The organism is Flagellimonas sp., from assembly GCF_965601775.1.
In the GTDB taxonomy this organism is placed as follows: domain Bacteria; phylum Bacteroidota; class Bacteroidia; order Flavobacteriales; family Flavobacteriaceae; genus Flagellimonas.
Window position 1 is genome coordinate 2205935 of sequence record NZ_OZ271837.1, and the last position, 19450, is coordinate 2225384.

Annotated in this window: 17 protein-coding genes; 12 read left to right on the top strand and 5 right to left on the bottom strand. The window is 40.2% G+C overall.

Features of this window, described 5'->3' with window-relative positions; translation table 11 throughout:
* Positions 1-35: 35 nt before the first annotated feature.
* From mltG to dapF, 3 genes are read right to left on the bottom strand one after another with little or no spacing between them, the layout of a single operon-like run.
* On the bottom strand, positions 36-1079 hold the full coding sequence (gene mltG / locus ACSLUF_RS10100) for an endolytic transglycosylase MltG (RefSeq protein ID WP_435622660.1): 1044 nt from the start codon (positions 1077-1079) through the stop codon (positions 36-38).
* Positions 1069-1602, bottom strand: coding sequence for a GNAT family N-acetyltransferase (locus ACSLUF_RS10105; RefSeq protein WP_435622661.1), 534 nt, complete (start codon positions 1600-1602; stop codon positions 1069-1071). Before ACSLUF_RS10105 ends, mltG begins: the two co-directional genes overlap by 11 nt.
* Positions 1596-2369: a diaminopimelate epimerase gene (dapF, locus tag ACSLUF_RS10110; RefSeq protein ID WP_435622662.1), complete on the bottom strand. Its 774-nt coding sequence runs from the start codon at positions 2367-2369 to the stop codon at positions 1596-1598. The genes ACSLUF_RS10105 and dapF overlap by 7 nt, the downstream gene beginning before the upstream one ends.
* Positions 2370-2502: 133 nt before the next feature.
* Between dapF and ACSLUF_RS10115 the strand changes: the two genes are divergently transcribed.
* The 11 genes from ACSLUF_RS10115 to ACSLUF_RS10165 all read left to right on the top strand — a co-directional run bounded on the left by ACSLUF_RS10115 (position 2503) and on the right by ACSLUF_RS10165 (position 16883).
* On the top strand, positions 2503-3894 hold the full coding sequence (locus ACSLUF_RS10115; RefSeq protein ID WP_435622663.1) for a trypsin-like peptidase domain-containing protein: 1392 nt from the start codon (positions 2503-2505) through the stop codon (positions 3892-3894).
* A 127-nt stretch (positions 3895-4021) separates the two neighbouring features.
* Positions 4022-5470, top strand: a complete 1449-nt coding sequence (locus ACSLUF_RS10120) for a glyceraldehyde-3-phosphate dehydrogenase (protein ID WP_435622664.1) — start codon at positions 4022-4024, stop codon at positions 5468-5470.
* 107 nt (positions 5471-5577) lie between these two features.
* The gene (locus ACSLUF_RS10125; protein WP_435622665.1) at positions 5578-6180 is read left to right on the top strand and encodes a tRNA (guanine-N1)-methyltransferase; all 603 of its coding nucleotides are present in this window, start codon (positions 5578-5580) and stop codon (positions 6178-6180) included.
* A 145-nt stretch (positions 6181-6325) separates the two neighbouring features.
* Positions 6326-8743, top strand: a complete 2418-nt coding sequence (locus ACSLUF_RS10130) for a TonB-dependent receptor domain-containing protein (RefSeq protein WP_435622666.1) — start codon at positions 6326-6328, stop codon at positions 8741-8743.
* Between the two features lie 13 nt (positions 8744-8756).
* Positions 8757-9209, top strand: coding sequence for an N-acetyltransferase family protein (locus tag ACSLUF_RS10135; protein ID WP_435622667.1), 453 nt, complete (start codon positions 8757-8759; stop codon positions 9207-9209).
* The gene (gene trmD, locus ACSLUF_RS10140) at positions 9206-9880 is read left to right on the top strand and encodes a tRNA (guanosine(37)-N1)-methyltransferase TrmD (protein ID WP_435622668.1); all 675 of its coding nucleotides are present in this window, start codon (positions 9206-9208) and stop codon (positions 9878-9880) included. Before ACSLUF_RS10135 ends, trmD begins: the two co-directional genes overlap by 4 nt.
* 1 nt (position 9881) lies before the next feature.
* Positions 9882-10211 carry a hypothetical protein gene (locus ACSLUF_RS10145; protein ID WP_435622669.1) on the top strand — a complete coding sequence of 110 codons (330 nt, stop codon included), beginning with the start codon at positions 9882-9884 and terminating at the stop codon, positions 10209-10211.
* A 104-nt stretch (positions 10212-10315) separates the two neighbouring features.
* The gene (gene rplS, locus ACSLUF_RS10150) at positions 10316-10666 is read left to right on the top strand and encodes a 50S ribosomal protein L19 (RefSeq protein ID WP_435622670.1); all 351 of its coding nucleotides are present in this window, start codon (positions 10316-10318) and stop codon (positions 10664-10666) included.
* A 644-nt stretch (positions 10667-11310) separates the two neighbouring features.
* Positions 11311-13533 carry an NADP-dependent isocitrate dehydrogenase gene (locus ACSLUF_RS10155; RefSeq protein WP_435622671.1) on the top strand — a complete coding sequence of 741 codons (2223 nt, stop codon included), beginning with the start codon at positions 11311-11313 and terminating at the stop codon, positions 13531-13533.
* A 91-nt stretch (positions 13534-13624) separates the two neighbouring features.
* Positions 13625-14437, top strand: a complete 813-nt coding sequence (locus tag ACSLUF_RS10160; RefSeq protein WP_435622672.1) for a DUF4249 domain-containing protein — start codon at positions 13625-13627, stop codon at positions 14435-14437.
* Between the two features lie 37 nt (positions 14438-14474).
* On the top strand, positions 14475-16883 hold the full coding sequence (locus tag ACSLUF_RS10165) for a TonB-dependent receptor (protein WP_435625830.1): 2409 nt from the start codon (positions 14475-14477) through the stop codon (positions 16881-16883).
* Positions 16884-17157: 274 nt separating this feature from the next.
* On the opposite strand, the gene ACSLUF_RS10170 is transcribed toward ACSLUF_RS10165, so the two are convergent.
* Positions 17158-18489 (bottom strand): GntP family permease, encoded by a 1332-nt coding sequence (locus ACSLUF_RS10170; protein ID WP_435622673.1) that lies wholly within the window; start codon positions 18487-18489, stop codon positions 17158-17160.
* 37 nt (positions 18490-18526) lie between these two features.
* On the opposite strand from ACSLUF_RS10170, the gene ACSLUF_RS10175 reads away from it, so the two are divergent.
* The gene (locus ACSLUF_RS10175) at positions 18527-18778 is read left to right on the top strand and encodes a DUF6095 family protein (RefSeq protein WP_435622674.1); all 252 of its coding nucleotides are present in this window, start codon (positions 18527-18529) and stop codon (positions 18776-18778) included.
* 3 nt (positions 18779-18781) lie between these two features.
* Here ACSLUF_RS10175 and ACSLUF_RS10180 read toward each other — a convergent pair whose 3' ends face one another.
* On the bottom strand, positions 18782-19426 hold the full coding sequence (locus ACSLUF_RS10180; RefSeq protein WP_435625831.1) for a DUF4294 domain-containing protein: 645 nt from the start codon (positions 19424-19426) through the stop codon (positions 18782-18784).
* Positions 19427-19450: the final 24 nt, after the last annotated feature.

Consider the following 19450-nt stretch of genomic DNA (forward strand, 5'->3'; position numbering starts at 1 on the left):
AACGTTAAATCGTTGAAAATTAACGGTAAAGAGTACTAGCGATAGGTTTTTTGTGCATTTAGCCAACGGATATATTGGGCCTTATTCCGGTTGTGTTGCGCTAAAGTCTCGGCGAACTTGTGATAGCCAAAATTAGATACGTCCGCAACAAAGAAAAGATAGTCGTGTTTTTCACGATTCAAGACGGCATCAATGGATGAAATGTCCGGCATAGCAATTGGACCTGGAGGTACACCTTTATATTTATAGGTATTATAAGGAGAATCAATTTCCAAATCTCGATACAGGACACGTTTTATTATGGTGTCATAATTTCCAGTTTCTTTCTTTATCGCATAAATTACGGTTGGGTCCGCTTGAAGTAAAATACCTTTTTTGATGCGATTCAAATAAACCCCGGCCACTCTTGGACGTTCATCCACCTTTGCTGTTTCCTTTTGTACAATGGAGGCAAGGGAAATAACCTGCAAAGGGGTTAAGTTTTGTGCTTTCGCTTTTGTCAGGCGGTCTTGGTTCCAAAACCTCTTGTACTCTGCCAACATCTTGTCCCGAAATGTTTCCGCCGAACTATTCCAAAAAAACTCATAGGTATTGGGAAGGTACATAGCCAATTTGGTGTCCTCCGAGAACCCATTTTCCCGTAAAAATTCCGGTGAATCGAAAGCACTTAGCAACTCAGTGCTATCCGCTTCCAATTGCTCACTAATTCTCCCGGCAAGAGAAGCCAGGGATTCCTGGTTGTTGAATGAAACCCGTATCGGGGTATTGTTGCTTCTTAGTGAATTTATGATTTCGTTGTTGTTCATTCCGGGCTTCAAGGGGAATTTCCCCCCCTTAATATTATTTATATAACCCTTGCGCTTAGCCACAGCTTCAAATGAAGCCATATCCTTTAATAACGGTTGCAATTGCTCGGCAACTTCTGTGAATGAAGCATCCGAAGGAATAAAAACATAAGCGGTTTCATTATTGAATTGGGTATTGGGACTAAAAATGGCTGCATAGATTTGATAGGCGAAAAAACCACATACCACCAATCCTAAAACAGCAACAATCCAGAGTATTTTTCTAATGTACATGGGGATTTAATTTTTGGTACATGATTTCATTTTTAAAACCTGAACTCGTTCGTACCCATTCCTTTTTCTTTCCAATTTCTTCAAACCCAAGTTTGGTGAATAGATTTATGCTAGGGGTATTATCCTCCAAAATATTAGCATAAATCTGATGTAGATGAAGTATTGAAAAAGCATAATCACAAAAAAGGGTTATGGCCTCGGCCCCTATTCCTTTATTTCTATTTTCTGGCTTCGAAATAACTACTCCCATACCGGCTCGGGCATTTTTTGGGTCAAAATCAAATAGGTCAATTAATCCCAAACAAACATTGTCCATGTCACAAATACACAAGCGCAATTGTTTTACTTCATAAATATCACGATGGGCATTTTCCAGATAAAATTTCAGCACCTTTTTAGAGTAGGGTTTGGATGTGCCACTGATTTCCCATATCGCCGTATCATTTTCAAGCTGATATAAAAAATCCAAATCAGAAGGCTCCAAAGCACGCAATTGAATATGTTTTCCTTTCAGATTTACCATTCAACTTCCCCTTTAAATACTTGCTTGGCAGGTCCTTTTAAAAAAATATCAGTGTATGTCCCATTTTCTTGATGGAAACTAACGGTCAATTTTCCCCCTGGCATATTGATATAAACCGTATCGGATTTGGTTTTTCCCATTTTATGCATAGCGATGGCCACGGCAGTAACCCCAGTTCCACAAGAAAGCGTTTCATCTTCAACACCACGCTCGTATGTTCGGGCATTGAAAGAACCATCTGGTGCCTCCGAAACAAAATTTATATTACTTCCTGATTCCCCATACATGCCATATCGAAGTTTGGCACCTACGCTTTTAACATCCATTTTTTCCAAATCCTCAACGAGTTGTACATGATGCGGCGAACCTGTATTCAAAAAACTGTAGGATTGCTTTTCCTTTACCTCATCCACATTCCCCATCTTTAGATTTACCTCATCTCCTTCGATGGACGCATAGTGCAGGCCATCTATAGCGTTGAAAGTGGTTTCCTCTTTTATAATTCCCAAAAAATGGGCAAAAGCAACCGCACAACGTCCGCCATTGCCGCACAGGCTTTGGCTTCCATCTGAATTGTAATATACCATTCGAAAATCCGACAAATTGTCATTTTCTAGAAGGATAAGACCATCAGCCCCAATACCAAAACGACGGTCGCAAAGCTCCGTGATGAGCTTGGTATTGTTTTTGGGGAAAATGTCTTGCCGGTTGTCCATTATGACAAAGTCATTTCCAGTTCCTTGATATTTATAAAATTCGGCCTTCATGCTTTGATTCAAAAGCACAAATATAGGGCATTCTTTAGGGAAAATTTTGTAGTTAAAAGGGAGTTAAACAGGGCAACGCAATAGTGATTTCATTTAATTTTGTTAAAGCCAAATGTTAAATATTTATTGAATTATGAAGAAAATTGCAGGTTTATTTTTGGTTTCCCTATTTGCAGGGGCAATTACCTTAGGGGCATATAAATTATTCTTTGAAAAAGATACCTATAAAATTGTTGAAGCATCGCAAGAGACTCCCTTGATACAAACGAGTGCCTTATCCGCTTCAGCCAAAGGCGCTGGTATCAATGAGGTAGACTTTACCTTAGCCGCCGAAAAAACGGTCAATTCCGTGGTTCACGTAAAGAATTTGAGTACAAACAAGGGGTCTAGCAGTATTGCTGATTTTTTCTACGGATTTGAAAGAAAGGAAACCCCCCAAATTGGAACAGGTTCGGGCGTTATTATTTCACCGGATGGTTTCATAGTTACCAATAACCATGTTATTGCCAATGCCAGTCAGCTGGAGGTTACCTTAAACAACAAAAAAACATATGAGGCCCGAGTGGTTGGAGCTGATAAGGACTCCGATATTGCCCTTTTGAAAATTAATACAGATGAGGCCCTACCCTATTTGGCCTTCGGTGATTCAGATAATACGAAAGTGGGCGAATGGGTATTGGCCGTAGGAAATCCATTTAACTTGACTTCTACGGTTACCGCTGGGATTGTTAGTGCCAAAGCACGTTCTTTGGGTAGAAATCAATCTTTTATCCAAACAGATGCCGCCGTGAACCCAGGTAATAGCGGTGGTGCACTTGTAAACACCAATGGAGATTTAATCGGAATTAATACAGCGATTACCTCCCAAACCGGGTCCTATGTGGGTTACGCTTTTGCAGTACCCAGTAATATTGCCAAAAAAGTCATCGAGGATTTGATGGAGTTTGGTAATGTACAAAGAGGTCTTTTAGGTATAAGAGGTGGGGATTTAAACACCGAGAGTGCAGCCGAATTAGGCATAGATGAAATTGAGGGGGTCTATATTTCTGAAATCACCAAAGATTCAGGAGCTGAGGCCGCTGGTTTACAAGAAGGTGACGTCATCAAAAAGGTAGACGATGTCTTAGTGCGTAAGTTTTCAGAATTAATCGGATATATTTCTTCCAAAAGACCCGGAGATGTTATTGAAGTGGCTGTGGATAGAAATGGGCAAAGACTTACCCGAAATGTGCGGTTGAAAAAACAACAAACCATTCAATTGCCCGCTACAGGTTTCATGGTGAAAAACCTATCCAAGGAGGATCAGAAGGAATTTGGGGTGAAAGAAGGAGTGAAAATTATAGACGTTCCCGAAGGGTATAATCGATATGATTTAAGAGACAAGGTCATCACCGAAGTGGATGGCAAAAAAATCAGCAATATTGAAGAGGCTCGGGAGGTTTTTGGTGAGATATCCAGATACGGTCGCACCAGCTTTACCATGATCAATAAAAATGGAGAAAAAGAGCGGCTTATTCTACAGTAGTCCTTACCTTAATACCTAAAACATAAAAGCACCCAATCTTGGGTGTTTTTTTATGGAAAAAAGACTTTACGAAAACGTTTGAAATATCTAATTTTGCCGAAAATTTTAAAAAGCAACAAAACCTAAAATGAGCGACATCCGGTCTTACGAAAAAGAACTTGCCTTTCAGGCAGATAGAAGAAAAGCCACCACAGAATTCATAAAGATTATCAGTGACCTATGGTATGACAAGGCCATTGAAGTGGTTCTTTTCAAAAACCAGATTATCGACAAGAATGTAAGTGATATTATCAATTTGCATGAATATGCTGGCGAATTCGTCCAAAAGCCCATTTCCATTTTTGATTCGGTGGAAATTTTGAGGGCCATTAATGACATCAACCTTCCTCCTGCCAAATTGGACATAGGAAAACTGACCTATGAGTATCATTCCGAGGATAACACCCACTTGAATGTCAAAGCATTTGTTCTGGACAAACTAAAGGATGCGCATGCCACCAAAGAGATAAAACCGAAAGATGTCGTGCTCTATGGCTTCGGAAGAATAGGGCGATTGGTGGCTCGGGAATTAATGACAAAAACTGGGCGTGGAAGCCAGCTTAGATTGCGTGCCGTAGTAGTCAGAGGTGATTTGACGAAAGAAATTCTAGAGAAGAGGGCAGCCCTCCTCAAAACAGACTCGGTTCATGGACAGTTTATGGGTACTGTGGATGTGGATTCTGAAAATGAAGCCTTAATTATCAATGGAACAACCGTTAAGTTTATTAGTGCCAGTAATCCTGAGGATATAGATTACACCAAATACAGTATTTACAATGCGCTAATTATTGACAATACTGGAGCCTTTAGGGATAAAAAAGCACTTTCAAGACACTTAGAAGCAAAAGGTGCGGGACGGGTGTTACTAACAGCTCCAGGTAAAGAAGTCCCAAACATTGTGCATGGCGTAAACCAAAACGAGTTTGACCCAGATAGCACTAAAATTTACTCTGCAGCATCTTGTACCACGAATGCGATTACCCCAATACTAAAAGTTATCGAAGATTCTTTAGGTATTAAAAAGGGGCATATAGAAACCATCCACGCGTACACCAATGACCAGAACCTTGTGGACAATATGCACAAGAAATATCGTAGAGGTCGTGCAGCCGCCCTAAATATGGTCATTACGGAAACTGGCGCGGGAGCTGCTGTTGCCAAGGCTCTACCTGCATTAAAGGGAAAACTTACTTCAAATGCCATTCGTGTTCCGGTACCTAATGGGTCTTTGGCAATTTTAAATTTGGAGGTGAAAACCAAAACGTCATCTGAAAGCGTAAATACCATATTGAAAAAATATGCTTTGGAAGGTGATTTGGTGGAGCAAATAAAGTATTCATTAAGTAATGAACTGGTGTCTACCGATATCGTTGGGGCTTCGGCTCCGTCCATTTATGATAGCAAAGCTACCCTGGTATCAGCCGATGGGAAAAGCCTAGTTCTCTACATATGGTACGATAACGAATTTGGGTACTCACATCAGGTAATTCGCTTGGCCAAATACATTTCTAAAGTAAGAAGATACACCTATTATTAGGAGAGCGGGAAAGGTCCAATTAAAAGGCGGAGCCATTTTCTTTTGATTTTTGGTTTATTGCCGTAAATTCGCCCTACCCTCAATCTAAATTTACATATAAACACACCATGAAAGTCTCTAATTTATTGATAGCTTCTACCCTATTCTTTAGCCTTACCGCGGTTAATGCACAACAATCCAATGCTTCCGATGAAGACCAAAGTCTGGTCTCCCAATTTCAGGCATTGGAGAAAAAATCCGGTAATTATAGTGCCAATGGTATCCGCTACGAGGTTGTCCGTTTAACGGATTTGAATAGAATGAAGAAAAGTATTTTTGATTCAATTACTACCGCAAATGCATCTATAAAACAGCTAACAGCCACAATTGAAGGAAATAACTCTGAAATCAGTTCGCTAAATACCAAACTTCAGGAAACCACGACCAACTTAACAACGGTTACCAAAGAAAAGGATAGCATTTCATTTTTTGGGGCGTTGCTGAGCAAGGCCACTTACAAGGGAATCGTTTGGGGCATCATTGCTATTTTGACCCTCCTCCTATTCCTTTTTATTTATAAGTTTAGGAACAGTAATTTTTTGACCCAACAAGCAAAAAGTGCCTTAGCCGATTTGGAAACGGAATTTGAAGACCACAGAAGAAGGGCTTTGGAACGTGAGCAAAAAATAAGTCGAAGGCTGCAAGATGAGCTGAATAAGCAAAAGAAATAACAAAAAGCTTCCCACGGGAGGCTTTTTTGTTTAACTTCCCCTCCAATGAAGAACGTACTTCTAATCAAAGTACCCCCTCTCCTACCCAAAATCTTACATTCACCTAGCTGCTGATTGCTAAGCAATTAATCATCAATCAAAAAACATGAATGAAAAAAACGTCTTTTTTCTCGTGTTATTTCTTTTTTGCCTGCAACTTAAGGCCCAAGAAATAAACGGAAAAGTAATAGAACAAGACGGCGAGGGTCTTGCTTTTGCCAATATCCTTCTACAGAAAGCCTCCGATTCCAGTTTAGTAAAAGGTGCGATTACCGATGAAAGGGGAAATTTCAAATTTGAAAATGTCGCCTCAGGTCGGTATTACATCACCGCCAGTATGGTAGGATTTTCTTCCCAATCCACTGAAATATTCGATTATCAGGGAAATCAAAACTTAACCCTACCTACCATATTTCTGGTAGCTGGGGTTGAATTGGATGAAGTTGTGGTGCAAACAACCAAACCCGTTTTCGTCCAAAAAATCGACCGGATGGTGATTAACGTCGAAAATAGCATCGTTTCGGCTGGGAGTTCTGCCCTTGAAGTTTTGGAACGCTCTCCCGGGGTCATAGTGGACCGACAGAATAACGCCATCTCCTTGGCCGGAAAAAATGGTGTGGTCGTCATGATAAATGGGAAAATAAGCTATATGCCCCAAGAAAGCATCGTTCAACTTTTGGAAGGTACCAGTTCGGACAATATTGAGAGTATTGAGTTGATAACTACACCACCTGCAAATTTTGATGCTGAGGGAAATGCAGGTTTTATCAATATCGTTCTTAAAAAAAGAACGGACTTGGGTCTCAACGGAACGTATTCGCTTTCTGGTGGGTTCGGAAACGGCACAACTACATCCAACAATATCAGTTTCAATTATCGAAAAAATAAAATAAACCTCTTTGGGAATTACTCTTTTTTAAGGGATTCCCAAGGTCAGCGATTTGAGTTTTCCAGGGTCTTCACCGATGACGAAGGTTCTCTCGTCAATTTGGAAACCGTCTCTGACCGCGACCCAATACAACGTAATCACAATATCCGCCTTGGTCTGGATTATCAAGTAACTGATAAAACCATACTGGGTTTTTTAGTGGGTGCCTACGACAACAAATGGACCATGGATGCTGTGAATAATAGTATTGAATCTGAGGATGGAGCTCCCTTCTCCATTGTCCAGCTTTTGAATACAGAAAGAAATCAATGGCAACATTTTAATTCCAACATTAACCTGAAACATAACTTCACCGAAAATGAGTTTTTCAGTGTGGACTTTGATTATCTGTATTATTACGACGAAAACCCAACAGATTACGTCAACAGTTTTTTTGATGGAAACAATACATTTCTAAGGGAAGAACTTACACTTAGTGATAAAACAACACCCATAAACATAGCAGTTGCCAAAGGGGATTACAGTAAGCAATTCAATGATAACCTAAAACTGGAAGCTGGAGTCAAAGCAGTTATTTCAAATTTTGAAAATGACGTTTCTGTGGCAACCTTCAATGGGCAAGAATTTGTGGAAGACCCTACTTTGACCAACAAAAGTATTTTGAATGAACATATTTGGGCCGCATATACCTCGATGGATTATAAATTGAACAAAAAGACCACCCTAAAACTTGGACTAAGGTATGAGCAAACAGATTCTGAATTGGACACGGAAACGGATGGGCGTGTGGTGGATAGGAACTTTGGAAATATATTCCCAAGTGTATTCGTATCCCATGCGGTCAACGATTCGTTGGGCTTTAATCTTTCCTATTCTAAGCGGATTACAAGGCCCACATTCAATGACCTTGCGCCATTTGTCATTTTTGTGGACCCCAATACCTTTTTGTCGGGTAACTCTTCATTACAACCATCGATATCAAATTCAGTGAAATTTGATACCACCTACAAAAACATTTTGCTGTCATTCCAGTATTCCATCGAGGATGAACCAATTGCTAGTTTTCAGGAACGTTTTGATGAAGCGACCGGACGTTTATTTTTTGAAGCAGCAAACAATGACAAAAACCAACTGTTTACTGTAACCTTAGGACTGCCCATCACTATCGCAAACTGGTGGAAGATGCAAAATAATTTTATATACATTAATACACAGGTTGATGCCGTGTTACAAGATGCTCCATTCAGTTTTGAGCAGAACACGTTCCGAGCAAACAGTTCTAGTTCCTTTACAATTACCAAGAGCTTCAGTTCAGAAATAAATATGAACTATTTCGGAGCAGGATTATTTGGAATACGGAGATTTGACCCTGTTTTTGGCTTAAATATAGGTTTCCAAAAGAAGTTTGGCGACAAATGGGGAACCTTGAGATTCGCTATCAATGATGTTTTTGATTCATTTGAATTCACGGGGAGAACTGACGTTCCTGAACAAAATCTAAATACCAGAAATACCTTTGATTTTAGCAACCGAACTTTTCTATTGACGTACTCCCGTAGTTTTGGGAACGACAAACTCAAATCATCCAGACAACGAGGAACAGGTTCCGATGATGAGCGTAGAAGGGTGAATTAGTTACATTTGTTGCATGGAAATAAGAATGGCTACCCAAGATGATATTGAAAGTATTGTCCCCTTGTTTGATGCCTATCGAATTTTTTATGGAAAATCGTCAAATCTGAATGATGCACGCAGTTTTCTGAGCGAGCGTTTCACTAAAAATGAGAATGTGCTGTTTTTGGCTACGGTAAAAGGGGAAGCTGTGGGATTTACCCAACTCTATGAAACGTTCTCCTCCGTGTCCCTTAAACCTTTTTACATTTTGAATGACTTATACGTAGCTCAGGAATATCGCAAGTTAGGAATTGGCAAAGCGCTTTTGGAGCATGCGAAATCCTTTTGTATCGAAAAAGACTTCAAAGGATTGGCTCTTGAAACCGCCTTGGATAATCCTGCTCAAAAGTTATATGAACACTTGGGATGGGAACTTGACCAATCTTACTTACACTATTTTTGGACCAATACACAGGAATCCATATGAGGATAGACATTATTACGGTACTACCTGAACTTTTAAAAAGTCCTTTTGAAGCATCTATTTTAAAGCGGGCCATCGACAAGAATATCGTATCTGTGCATTTACATAACCTGAGGGATTTTGGCCAAGGGAATTACAAGCAAGTAGATGATTATCAGTTTGGAGGAGGTGCCGGAATGGTCCTGATGATTGAGCCCATAGACAGATGTATTTCAGGTTTGCTACAAGAAAGGGACTATGACGAAATCATTTACTTGACTCCCGATGGAGAAACTCTGAATCAGGGTATAGCTAATCAATTGTCCTTAAAGCAAAACATCATCATGCTATGCGGTCATTATAAAGGAGTGGACCAAAGAGTTCGGGATATGTTTGTAACCCGGGAAATTTCCGTTGGGGATTACGTCCTTTCAGGAGGTGAACTTGGGGCAGCGATTTTAAGCGACGCGGTAATCCGTTTAATTCCCGGGGTTTTAAATGATGAAACCTCAGCCTTGACCGACACTTTTCAGGATAATCTGTTGGCCCCGCCAGTCTATACACGTCCTGCGGAGTACAAAGGAATTGAAGTCCCGAAAATATTACTAAGTGGGAATACCCCGAAGATAGACGAATGGCGTGAGGAACAGGCTATTCTGAAAACAAAGCAAAAAAGACCCGATTTATTGGAATGATATGGAAAACTATGAGTTCTTACATCTTTTATCCGGATTTATTAGCACAATTTTTCAATTAGTGGTCATCGTGGGATGTATCTTATTGCTTTCCAAATCAAGAAATTTGGCAACGGTACTTATGCTCGTGGGCAGTGTGTTATCCCTATTCTTCTCTTTATTCTCTGTCTTAGGAACCTCATTTATGGCCAGTCAAGGCGCAGAGAATCTGGTTCAAGGCATTGCCATAATGGGAGTTGTGGGACAAATTCCGCATATTCTGTTCGCTTTGGGGCTTTTATTGTATGTAATTAAGCACGTAAAAAAAGAACTGCCTTCGAAAAACATTTGATTTTATCTTGGGTATTCTTAAGAAAATAGTACTTTTGCACACGCAAAATCAACCTCTGACGAGAGGCGTGAAAGTTGATTTTGTAAAATCACAAAAAAAGACCCATGGAATCTTTAGTAAAATTTATTGAAGACGAATTTATACCGAAGAAGGATTTTCCCGCTTTTTCTTCAGGTGACACGATTACCGTGTATTATGAAATCAAAGAAGGGGAAAAGACACGTACCCAGTTCTTTAAAGGTGTAGTAATCCAGAGAAGAGGTTCTGGAGGCACAGAAACCTTTACCATCAGAAAAATGTCTGGAACCGTTGGAGTAGAGCGTATTTTCCCTATCAACATGCCAGCTTTACAGCGCATTGAAGTCAACAAAAGAGGAAAAGTACGTCGTTCCAGAATCTTTTATTTCAGAGGATTGACTGGTAAAAAGGCCCGTATAAAAGAAATAAGAGAGTAAGTACTTCCCACTTAACGTTATTTTAAAGGACACTCCAAAGGGTGTCCTTTTTTTATGAACAATTGTTAATAACCACGGTTCATATATTGTTGATTTTAAAATGGTTATAAAATTTGGATTTCTCATCCTTTATGATAATTTAGTCAAAGAAATATGAAGGAGAGTTCATCAAATTCTTATTTCTTTTTAAAGTTTGACGTTCTTTAAAACTGTTGTTTCTCTTTTAAATTAGTAACACTACTGATCTCAAAAAGAATTTCAAATCCTGGTACGCTTTGGCAAGTCATGAGGAGAAAATAAAAGGGTTTTATGTGCGGAAAGGATGCAAGTCCTATCCTGATAGAATCTGGAACAACGGAAACACTCCCTAGGAGTTATTTAGTTGCAAAATTAAATGCAAATAGTGTTGAGTAAACGTCAAAGGGGGCAAAGGATGCAGTCAATGGCTGCCAGTTTGCGGAAACGTAGACTTATATCTGATGGCCCTTTTCAGAAAGCCATATCAATGTTCTACATCGATATGGCTTTTGTTTTATCCCTATACCACTCCCTCAGCCAATTTTAACTTCGGCTTAGTATCCCAATGGTCAGAAAATAGCTATAACATTGTATATTTGCACCGCTCAAATAATTTCACCTGACTAATGGCAAAAATTTTCTATACCAAAACGGACGAAGCACCAGCTTTGGCCACTTTATCCTTCTTACCTATTGTAAAAGCATTTACCAAAACCGCGGGCATCGACATTGAAACCAAAGACATTTCTTTGGCAGGTAGGATTCTAGCTGTTTTTCCCGATTTTCTCCAAGAAAAACAGAGAATTTCCGACGACTTAAAGGTGTTGGGCGAATTGGCCAAAACTCCAGAGGCGAATATTATAAAATTACCCAATATCAGTGCTTCCATCCCTCAACTCAAGGAAGCCATTGAAGAACTACAGGAAAAGGGATTTGCCATTCCCAATTACCCAGATAATCCTGAGACTGAGGAGGAAAAAAGCATCAAAACACGATATGATAAAATCAAAGGAAGCGCCGTAAACCCTGTCTTAAGGGAAGGAAACTCGGATAGAAGAGCGCCAAAAGCTGTGAAAAATTACGCCAAAAAGAATCCACATTCCATGGGTGCGTGGTCGTCTACCTCCAAAACACATGTAGCCACGATGTCACAAGGAGATTTTTTCAACAATGAAAAGTCCATTACCCTTCCAGATGCTCAGGAGGTTCAAATTTTATTGAAAAATACCCAGGGCAAGACCACTGTGCTTAAAGAGAAAGTTGCACTTCAAAAAGATGAAATCATTGATGCAACAGTAATGAGGAAAAAGGCTCTTGTTGATTTTCTGACCAAAGAGATGGACGATGCAAGAGAGAACAACCTTTTGCTTTCCCTGCACTTCAAGGCAACCATGATGAAAGTCTCCGACCCTATTATCTTCGGACATGCCCTTGAAACCTACTTCTCTGACGTTTTTACCAAATATGAGGCGACATTCACCAAACTGGGAATAAATCCGAACAATGGTTTGGAAACGCTGTTTGAAAAACTCGAAGAGTTGCCTGAAGCCGAACGCAAAGAAATTACAAAATCCATAGAGGACGCCATGGAGAATGGTCCGGATTTAGCGATGGTAAATTCTGATAAAGGGATTACCAACCTGCATGTACCCAGTGATGTCATTATAGACGCATCAATGCCAGCCATGATACGGAACTCAGGAAAGATGTGGGATAAAAATGGGGATTTGCAGGATACCAAAGCGATTATCCCAGATAGTAGTTATTCTGGTATATATCAAGCAACTATTGATTTTTGCAAAGAGCACGGTGCCTTTGACCCTACTACCATGGGAACCGTTCCCAATGTGGGACTTATGGCCCAAAAGGCGGAGGAATACGGCTCGCACGACAAAACTTTTGAAATTTCTGAAGCAGGAACCGTTAAGGTAGTCAGCCTTTCAACAGAGGAAACTTTGTTGGAACATGATGTGGAGCAGGGAGATATCTGGAGAATGTGCCAAGTAAAGGACGCTCCAATAAAGGATTGGGTAAAATTGGCAGTAACTCGAGCAAGAGCTACCCAAACGCCCGCAGTTTTCTGGCTGGACAAGAATAGGGCTCATGATGCCCAACTTATTGAAAAAGTAAGCGAATATTTAAAGCTACATGACACAGAAGGACTGGATATCCATATCCTTTCTCCGGTAGAGGCTACAAAATTTACTTTGGAGCGAATAAAGGATGGGAAAGATACTATATCCGTATCTGGAAATGTTTTGAGAGATTATCTAACGGACCTCTTCCCTATTTTGGAAGTGGGGACCAGCGCCAAAATGCTTTCCATTGTTCCTTTGATGAATGGAGGGGGACTTTTTGAGACCGGTGCTGGAGGTTCTGCCCCAAAACATGTAGAGCAATTTTTGGAAGAAGGGCATTTGCGTTGGGATTCGTTGGGGGAATTCTTGGCCTTGGGTGTTTCGCTAGAGCATTTCGCAGAAAAAAATGACAACCAAAAAGCGCAGGTCCTATCTGAAACTTTGGATAATGCTACGGAGAAGTTTTTGGAAAATGACAAATCGCCTTCCAGAAAAGTAAATGAACGAGATACTAGAGGTAGCCACTTTTACCTGTGTCTGTATTGGGCTGAGGAACTGGCTAACCAGACCAAGGATAATGAGCTGAAAGAAATCTTCAGCAAAGTGTATAACGAACTTTCTTCTAAAGAAGCTGTTATTGATAAGGAGCTTGTTGATGCGCAGGGAACCTCCATGGACATTGGTGGATATTATTTGCCCAAACGCGAAATGGCCTCTAACGCTATGCGACCCAGCAGTACATTGAACGCTATCTTGGAATCTTTGGGCTAATATTCTTTCCACAAGGTTTAAGAAACTGTTAAACCATATTTTTTCCGATTATGATTGTCTATTTTAGACCATCATAAAAATTGCTTATTTAATGCGCAAAGCATCCCTTCTATTTGCTGCCGCTTTTATTTTTTTTGCCTGCGAAGATGTTATAGATGTTGATTTGTCGACTTCGGAACCTAGATTGGTAATCGATGCTCTCATCGGCTTTAATTCCCGAAATGGAGACCCTATTACTGTGGGTCAAGTAAAATTGACCTTGACCGCACCTTTTTTTGATGAAGAAGTACCTCCGGCGCTAAATGCTTCTGTGTCCATAATTGATGAAGAAACTGGAGAAGCCTTTGAGCTCGGGGAAAGTGAACCCGGTGTTTTTACCATTGGTTTCCCGGAATTACAATTCAATAGGGACTATACATTATCAATTACATACGAAGGAGAGATTTATACCGCTACTGAAAGGCTAAACGCATCTCCTGTTATTGATAATGCGGTTCAAGGTGATGGTTTCCTTTTTGATGAAGAAGAAGAAACGGAGGTCATTATAACCTTTACAGATATTCCCGGGGAACGCAACAACTATCTTTTTTCGTTTGGATTTGATAATTTCTTGGTAATTGAGGATGAATTCTTTCAGGATAGCGAAATTACGTTTTCCTATTTCTATGAAGATGTAGAACCCGGTGACCTGCTTCCCATCACGCTTTTTGGCATAGACGATGAATTTGCTACATACGCAGAACTTGTCCTTACCCAATCTGGTGAAGATGGTGGGGGACCCTTTGCAACTCCTCCGGCGACCATAAAGGGAAACATAGTCAATACCACCAATAGTGATAATTTTCCATTCGGGTACTTTGCAATTAGCGAGTTCGATGCCCGATTTATTACGGTGACAGAATAAAATGGATTTAGGAAAACGTTTATTCAGTAGCAGCCGTATGAACCATGTTCTTTTTCTGAGAAAATACGCACCCCTCATATTTTTTATAGCCTGTACCTTCCTTTCAGCACAAGAAAAATTTACTCTTAGCGGAACCATTTCCGAAGCTTCCAGTAATGAAACCCTAATTGGTGTTACCCTAGTATTTCCCGAGTTAAGCACAGGAGTAACGACCAATGAATACGGTTTTTACTCGATTACATTACCTGAAGGAGAATACGAAGTTATCATCAGTTATCTGGGTTTTCAGGATATTCGAGAGCGTATTTCACTTATTGAAAATATAAAAAAGGACTACCGCCTAGTGGAGGAAATGTCCGAATTGGATGAGGTGGTGGTCACCGATGATGTGGAAAGGTTGGATATCAAAAAACCTCAAATAAGTGTAAACAGTCTATCATCCCAAACCATAAAACAAGTTCCTGTTGTTTTGGGAGAGGCAGATATAATAAAATCCTTGATTCTCCTGCCCGGGGTCACCAATGCGGGGGAAGCTTCTTCTGGATTTAATGTTCGGGGTGGAGCGGCTGACCAAAACCTAATTCTCTTGGATGAAGCCATAGTCTTCAATTCATCCCACCTATTCGGCTTCTTTTCTGTTTTTAATCCAGATGCCATAAAAGATGTAAAACTGTTCAAGGGAGGGATTCCTGCGAGATACGGAGGAAGAGTGTCGTCCGTATTGGATATTTTTCAGAAAGAAGGCAATAGTAAGGAACTCAAAGTTAGTGGCGGTATTGGTGCTGTTGCAAGTCGATTGTTGATAGAAGGTCCAATTGACAAGGACCGAACCGCATTTCTTGTGGGAGGAAGAGCTTCCTATGCGCATTTGTTTCTTCCCCTATTTGATATTAACAATAGAGCCTACTTCTACGATTTAAATACTAAAATCAACCATAAAATCAATGACAGAAACAGCATCTTTTTATCTGGTTATTTTGGTCGTGACCTTTTCAGCATCAATGATAGTTTTGTCAACGTTTATGGAAACGCTGTAGGTAACTTTAGATGGAACCATTTGTTTTCTGACAAGTTGTTTTCCAATCTTTCCGTTATATATTCTGATTATTTCTATGGTCTAGAACTTGATTTTGTGGGTTTTGAATGGGATTCCGGCATTCAAAACTTTAATTTAAAGTATGACCTAAAACACTACTTAAATGACAAAATCACGCTGGATTACGGATTGAACAACATATATTATGTTTTCAATCCTGGTAAAATAAAACCCAACCGGGAAGATTCGGGTATCGTTGAAGACCAACTCACAAAAAAATATGCCAATGAAACTGCCGCTTACGTCAGCGTTGAGCATAAGGTAAGTGAACAACTCAGCTTAAACTATGGGTTACGTGTAAGTCACTTCAATCGATTGGGACAAGATGAGCTTTTTGTCTATGAAAATGACAATCCCGTCATATTCGACCCTTTGTTGCGGGTCTACAGGGAGGCTGAACCTATTGAAACTATAAATCCCGGTCGAGGTGGTAGCTTGGAGCGATTTACCAACCTGGAACCTCGTATTTCATTAGCTTATAACTTCAAAGGAAAAAGTTCGATAAAGGCAAGCTATACACGTCTGGCCCAATATCTACACTTGCTTTCCAATACTAACTCCCCTACCCCTTTGGATGTATGGACCCCCAGCGGTCCTTTTGTAGAACCTCAATTGCTGGACCAATATGCCGTAGGGTATTTCCGGAATATTAATGAGGGCGAGTTTTCCTTGGAAGTGGAAGCATTCTATAAAGACATTCAAAACAGAATTGATTACATAGATGGGGCTGACCTTATCGCAAACGACGCAATCGAACAAGTAATCTTAAATGGGGAGGCCCGGGCCTATGGATTGGAATTACTACTAAGAAAAAATCAAGGCGCATTTAAAGGGTGGTTGGCATATACCCTTTCGAGATCGGAACAAAGAACTCCAGGAAGAACCTTACCTTTCGATAACGGGGAACCCAATTTGGAAACTGGGATTAATTTTGGCGAATGGTACAGTACCCCTTTTGACAAAACCCATGATATTTCTGTGTTCGCAAGCTATGACATCTCTGAAAAATGGAATTTCAATGCCAACTTTATTTACCAAACGGGCCAGCCCACTAATTTTCCTGAGGGCCAATTTGAATTCCAAGGTTTAACCGTACCGTTTTTTGGACTAAGAAATCAAGAGCGGTTACCCGATTTTCATCGTTTGGATGTTTCCGCCACTTTAACTCCAAAAAGAAACAAAAGAAAAAAAGTGCAGTCAGAATGGGTATTCAGTATTTATAATGTATACAACCGAATGAATGCGGCATCCATTAACTTTAGGGAAAATGAAGACACAGGAAGAAATGAAGCCTTGCGTACCTCAATTTTTGGGATTATCCCCTCTGTAACTTATAATTTTAAGTTTTGACCTAAGACGACCGCCGTGTTTACCAGTATACCATTGTTTCCTGTGAAGATGGTATAGTTGCAGACTTATCGAAAACAGAAAATCGATTGGTGGTGGATGCAGTTATTTAGGTAGATGAATCCCAGAATTTCACTTAAATCTGGGGCAACGTTTTTTACCATATAGATTTGGATAATCTAACCATAGTGGACGATGTAAATCAACCCCGACTTTTTGCAATGGAATATGAAATAGTTCAGGAGTTTATCTCAAGCTTGACCATAGAGTGATGCGCTTAGGAGACTGCTAAATATAGAACCATCAAGGCAGTCAAACCTACTAGACCTTGAATTAAGGTAGCCAAGGTGAATCCTTTTAATGCCTCCTTTACTTCCATATTAGAGAATTGGGATACCACCCAAAAATAACTATCATTAATATGTGATACTGTCATGGCACCAGCTCCTACCGCTAAAACGGAAAGTGCCTTGTCCATTTCCGATACTAAACCCATATTGGTTAATAAAGGCGCAATAATAGCCGAGGTGGTAATAATTGCAACAGTCGAAGAGCCTTGGGCCGTTTTTAAGGTGGCTGCAATCAGAAAAATGATAAGAAGACCCAGCCAGCCAGAAGAAACATTTAAGTCGAAGGATTCTGCAATATCAATAGTTCGTAGTATTGCACCGAAAGCTCCACCAGCACCCGTTATTAACACAATGGCGCCAGCTTGTTTCAAGGCCTCAGGAACCCAGCCCTGTTTTTCTTTCAAAGAAACTCTTCGGGCCAAAGCAAAGGCAAAAACGACACCAATCAAAAGAGCAATAATCGGATTGCCCATAAAATCGAGGACCCAGAAAACACTTCCTTCTCCGAAAGGATGATTGGGGTGATTCACAATGGATTTTAGTGCAATTAAGAAAATCGGTACCAGTAGTGGCAAAAAGGCTTGGATGGGTTGCATAGTTGAGTCCTCATCCAGGTGGGTTTCTTCCGAAATGTTTTCTTCTCCATCCATAGACTGTTTCAACGATTTGCCTGAAAACCGTGCCCAAAAGTAACCGGTTAGGGAAACAGGAAGTGCAACCAACAACCCCAATAGCATAACCAACCCCAGGTCTGCCTCCAGTATTGCCGCCGCTGCCAAAGGTCCAGGTGTAGGGGGTACAAAAACGTGGGCAGCATACAATCCTGTTGCCAAAGCTATGGCGAAGACAAGAACTGGAAACCCACTTTTCTTACTTAGCGCTTTGTTCAGCCGTGATAATATGATAAAGCCCGAATCACAAAAGACCGGTATGGAAACTATGAACCCAGCTAGATTAATCGCCATAGGAGATTTCTTGTTTCCTACTATCTTCAAAATGGTTTGTGCCAGAATCTGTGTGGCTCCTGTTTTTTCAAGATAAATCCCGATTATACTTCCAAAAGCAATAACCAATGCTATTCCAGAGAGCGTTTTTCCCAACCCCTCCCCCATGGTTTTCAAAATATCAGAAGGGGTCATGCCTAGCATTAATCCTGCACCTACAGCAGCAATGGTCAACGAAAGCACGGGATGCATTTTTAAACGAACCGTTGCCAAAATAATGAACAGTATCGCGCCGATAAGTACAATAAAAACCATGAGTATTTGAGTCAGTGATTATTAAATATAAAGCAATATGGCTACATTAGATGCCATGCGCACAAATAAGGAGCTTTTGGTTAAAGGAATCAAGTTTATTGGCTACACCACTGGTGTAATGTTTTTGGCTCCTTTTACCATATATCAGGCATTTAAGAACGAAGACCACCCAGCCTATATTCCAGTATTGGTTATTGGACTACTTTTGGCCATTACGGCCATTGGGTTAGGATTTTATACTATAAAAATTTTTATGGATGCTTTGTTCGGAAAGAAGGAAAAGGAATAAAGGCTACTTTTTTTGGGTCTTCGTCTCTTTTTTCCATTTATTGCTTAGAAGCGCATAGTCGTAGTCCAATACCGACTTTTGTCTTACCAATTTCTCCGAAGCAAAGGCGCGTTGTAGAATATCCTCTATAAGATAGTCTTCGTGTATATATTCCGGATGGAATTCCTCCTTAATACTTATTTTGAAAGCCTTAGCAGTTGTATTATACCAGAAGGCCCGCCAACCACTTCGCAATTCTTTTACTAGAGCAAAAGCAGTCTTACCTGTTTGTCGGTAAATCAATTTAATCAGTATCTGTCCCTCGGTCCGAGTTAGTTTTTTAAGTTCTTCGGCAAACTCTCCTTCTATATATTTTTGAACCTTTTTGGTATACCGTTTTCTATGTCGTTTTCGTTTAATTTTATCCAGACTATCATTCAGTTCCACCAATCTCTCCGCAGCCAATTTGGCATAGGGATATACCTTTAAAGTCTTACGCCTCAAAATATAATAGCGTAGTTTTTCCTGCCTATTGGCAAACTCCAACTTGCTAAAAATAAACACCTCATCCAGCTCAATGGAGCTACGCAAAATGGAATCTCCTTCAAATCGAACATAATATTCCGTCACCGAATCCTTGGATATTTCCTGTGAAAACACAGAACACATCAAAAGGGATAATATAGCAGCGAT

Coding starts and splice junctions, on each gene's coding strand:
- mltG (WP_435622660.1), bottom strand. CDS start 1,079: ATGTACATTAGAAAAATACTCTGGATTGTTGCTGTTTTAGGATTGGTG.
- ACSLUF_RS10105 (WP_435622661.1), bottom strand. CDS start 1,602: ATGGTAAATCTGAAAGGAAAACATATTCAATTGCGTGCTTTGGAGCCT.
- dapF (WP_435622662.1), bottom strand. CDS start 2,369: ATGAAGGCCGAATTTTATAAATATCAAGGAACTGGAAATGACTTTGTC.
- ACSLUF_RS10115 (WP_435622663.1), top strand. CDS start 2,503: ATGAAGAAAATTGCAGGTTTATTTTTGGTTTCCCTATTTGCAGGGGCA.
- ACSLUF_RS10120 (WP_435622664.1), top strand. CDS start 4,022: ATGAGCGACATCCGGTCTTACGAAAAAGAACTTGCCTTTCAGGCAGAT.
- ACSLUF_RS10125 (WP_435622665.1), top strand. CDS start 5,578: ATGAAAGTCTCTAATTTATTGATAGCTTCTACCCTATTCTTTAGCCTT.
- ACSLUF_RS10130 (WP_435622666.1), top strand. CDS start 6,326: ATGAATGAAAAAAACGTCTTTTTTCTCGTGTTATTTCTTTTTTGCCTG.
- ACSLUF_RS10135 (WP_435622667.1), top strand. CDS start 8,757: ATGGAAATAAGAATGGCTACCCAAGATGATATTGAAAGTATTGTCCCC.
- trmD (WP_435622668.1), top strand. CDS start 9,206: ATGAGGATAGACATTATTACGGTACTACCTGAACTTTTAAAAAGTCCT.
- ACSLUF_RS10145 (WP_435622669.1), top strand. CDS start 9,882: ATGGAAAACTATGAGTTCTTACATCTTTTATCCGGATTTATTAGCACA.
- rplS (WP_435622670.1), top strand. CDS start 10,316: ATGGAATCTTTAGTAAAATTTATTGAAGACGAATTTATACCGAAGAAG.
- ACSLUF_RS10155 (WP_435622671.1), top strand. CDS start 11,311: ATGGCAAAAATTTTCTATACCAAAACGGACGAAGCACCAGCTTTGGCC.
- ACSLUF_RS10160 (WP_435622672.1), top strand. CDS start 13,625: ATGCGCAAAGCATCCCTTCTATTTGCTGCCGCTTTTATTTTTTTTGCC.
- ACSLUF_RS10165 (WP_435625830.1), top strand. CDS start 14,475: ATGAACCATGTTCTTTTTCTGAGAAAATACGCACCCCTCATATTTTTT.
- ACSLUF_RS10170 (WP_435622673.1), bottom strand. CDS start 18,489: ATGGTTTTTATTGTACTTATCGGCGCGATACTGTTCATTATTTTGGCA.
- ACSLUF_RS10175 (WP_435622674.1), top strand. CDS start 18,527: ATGGCTACATTAGATGCCATGCGCACAAATAAGGAGCTTTTGGTTAAA.
- ACSLUF_RS10180 (WP_435625831.1), bottom strand. CDS start 19,426: ATGTGTTCTGTGTTTTCACAGGAAATATCCAAGGATTCGGTGACGGAA.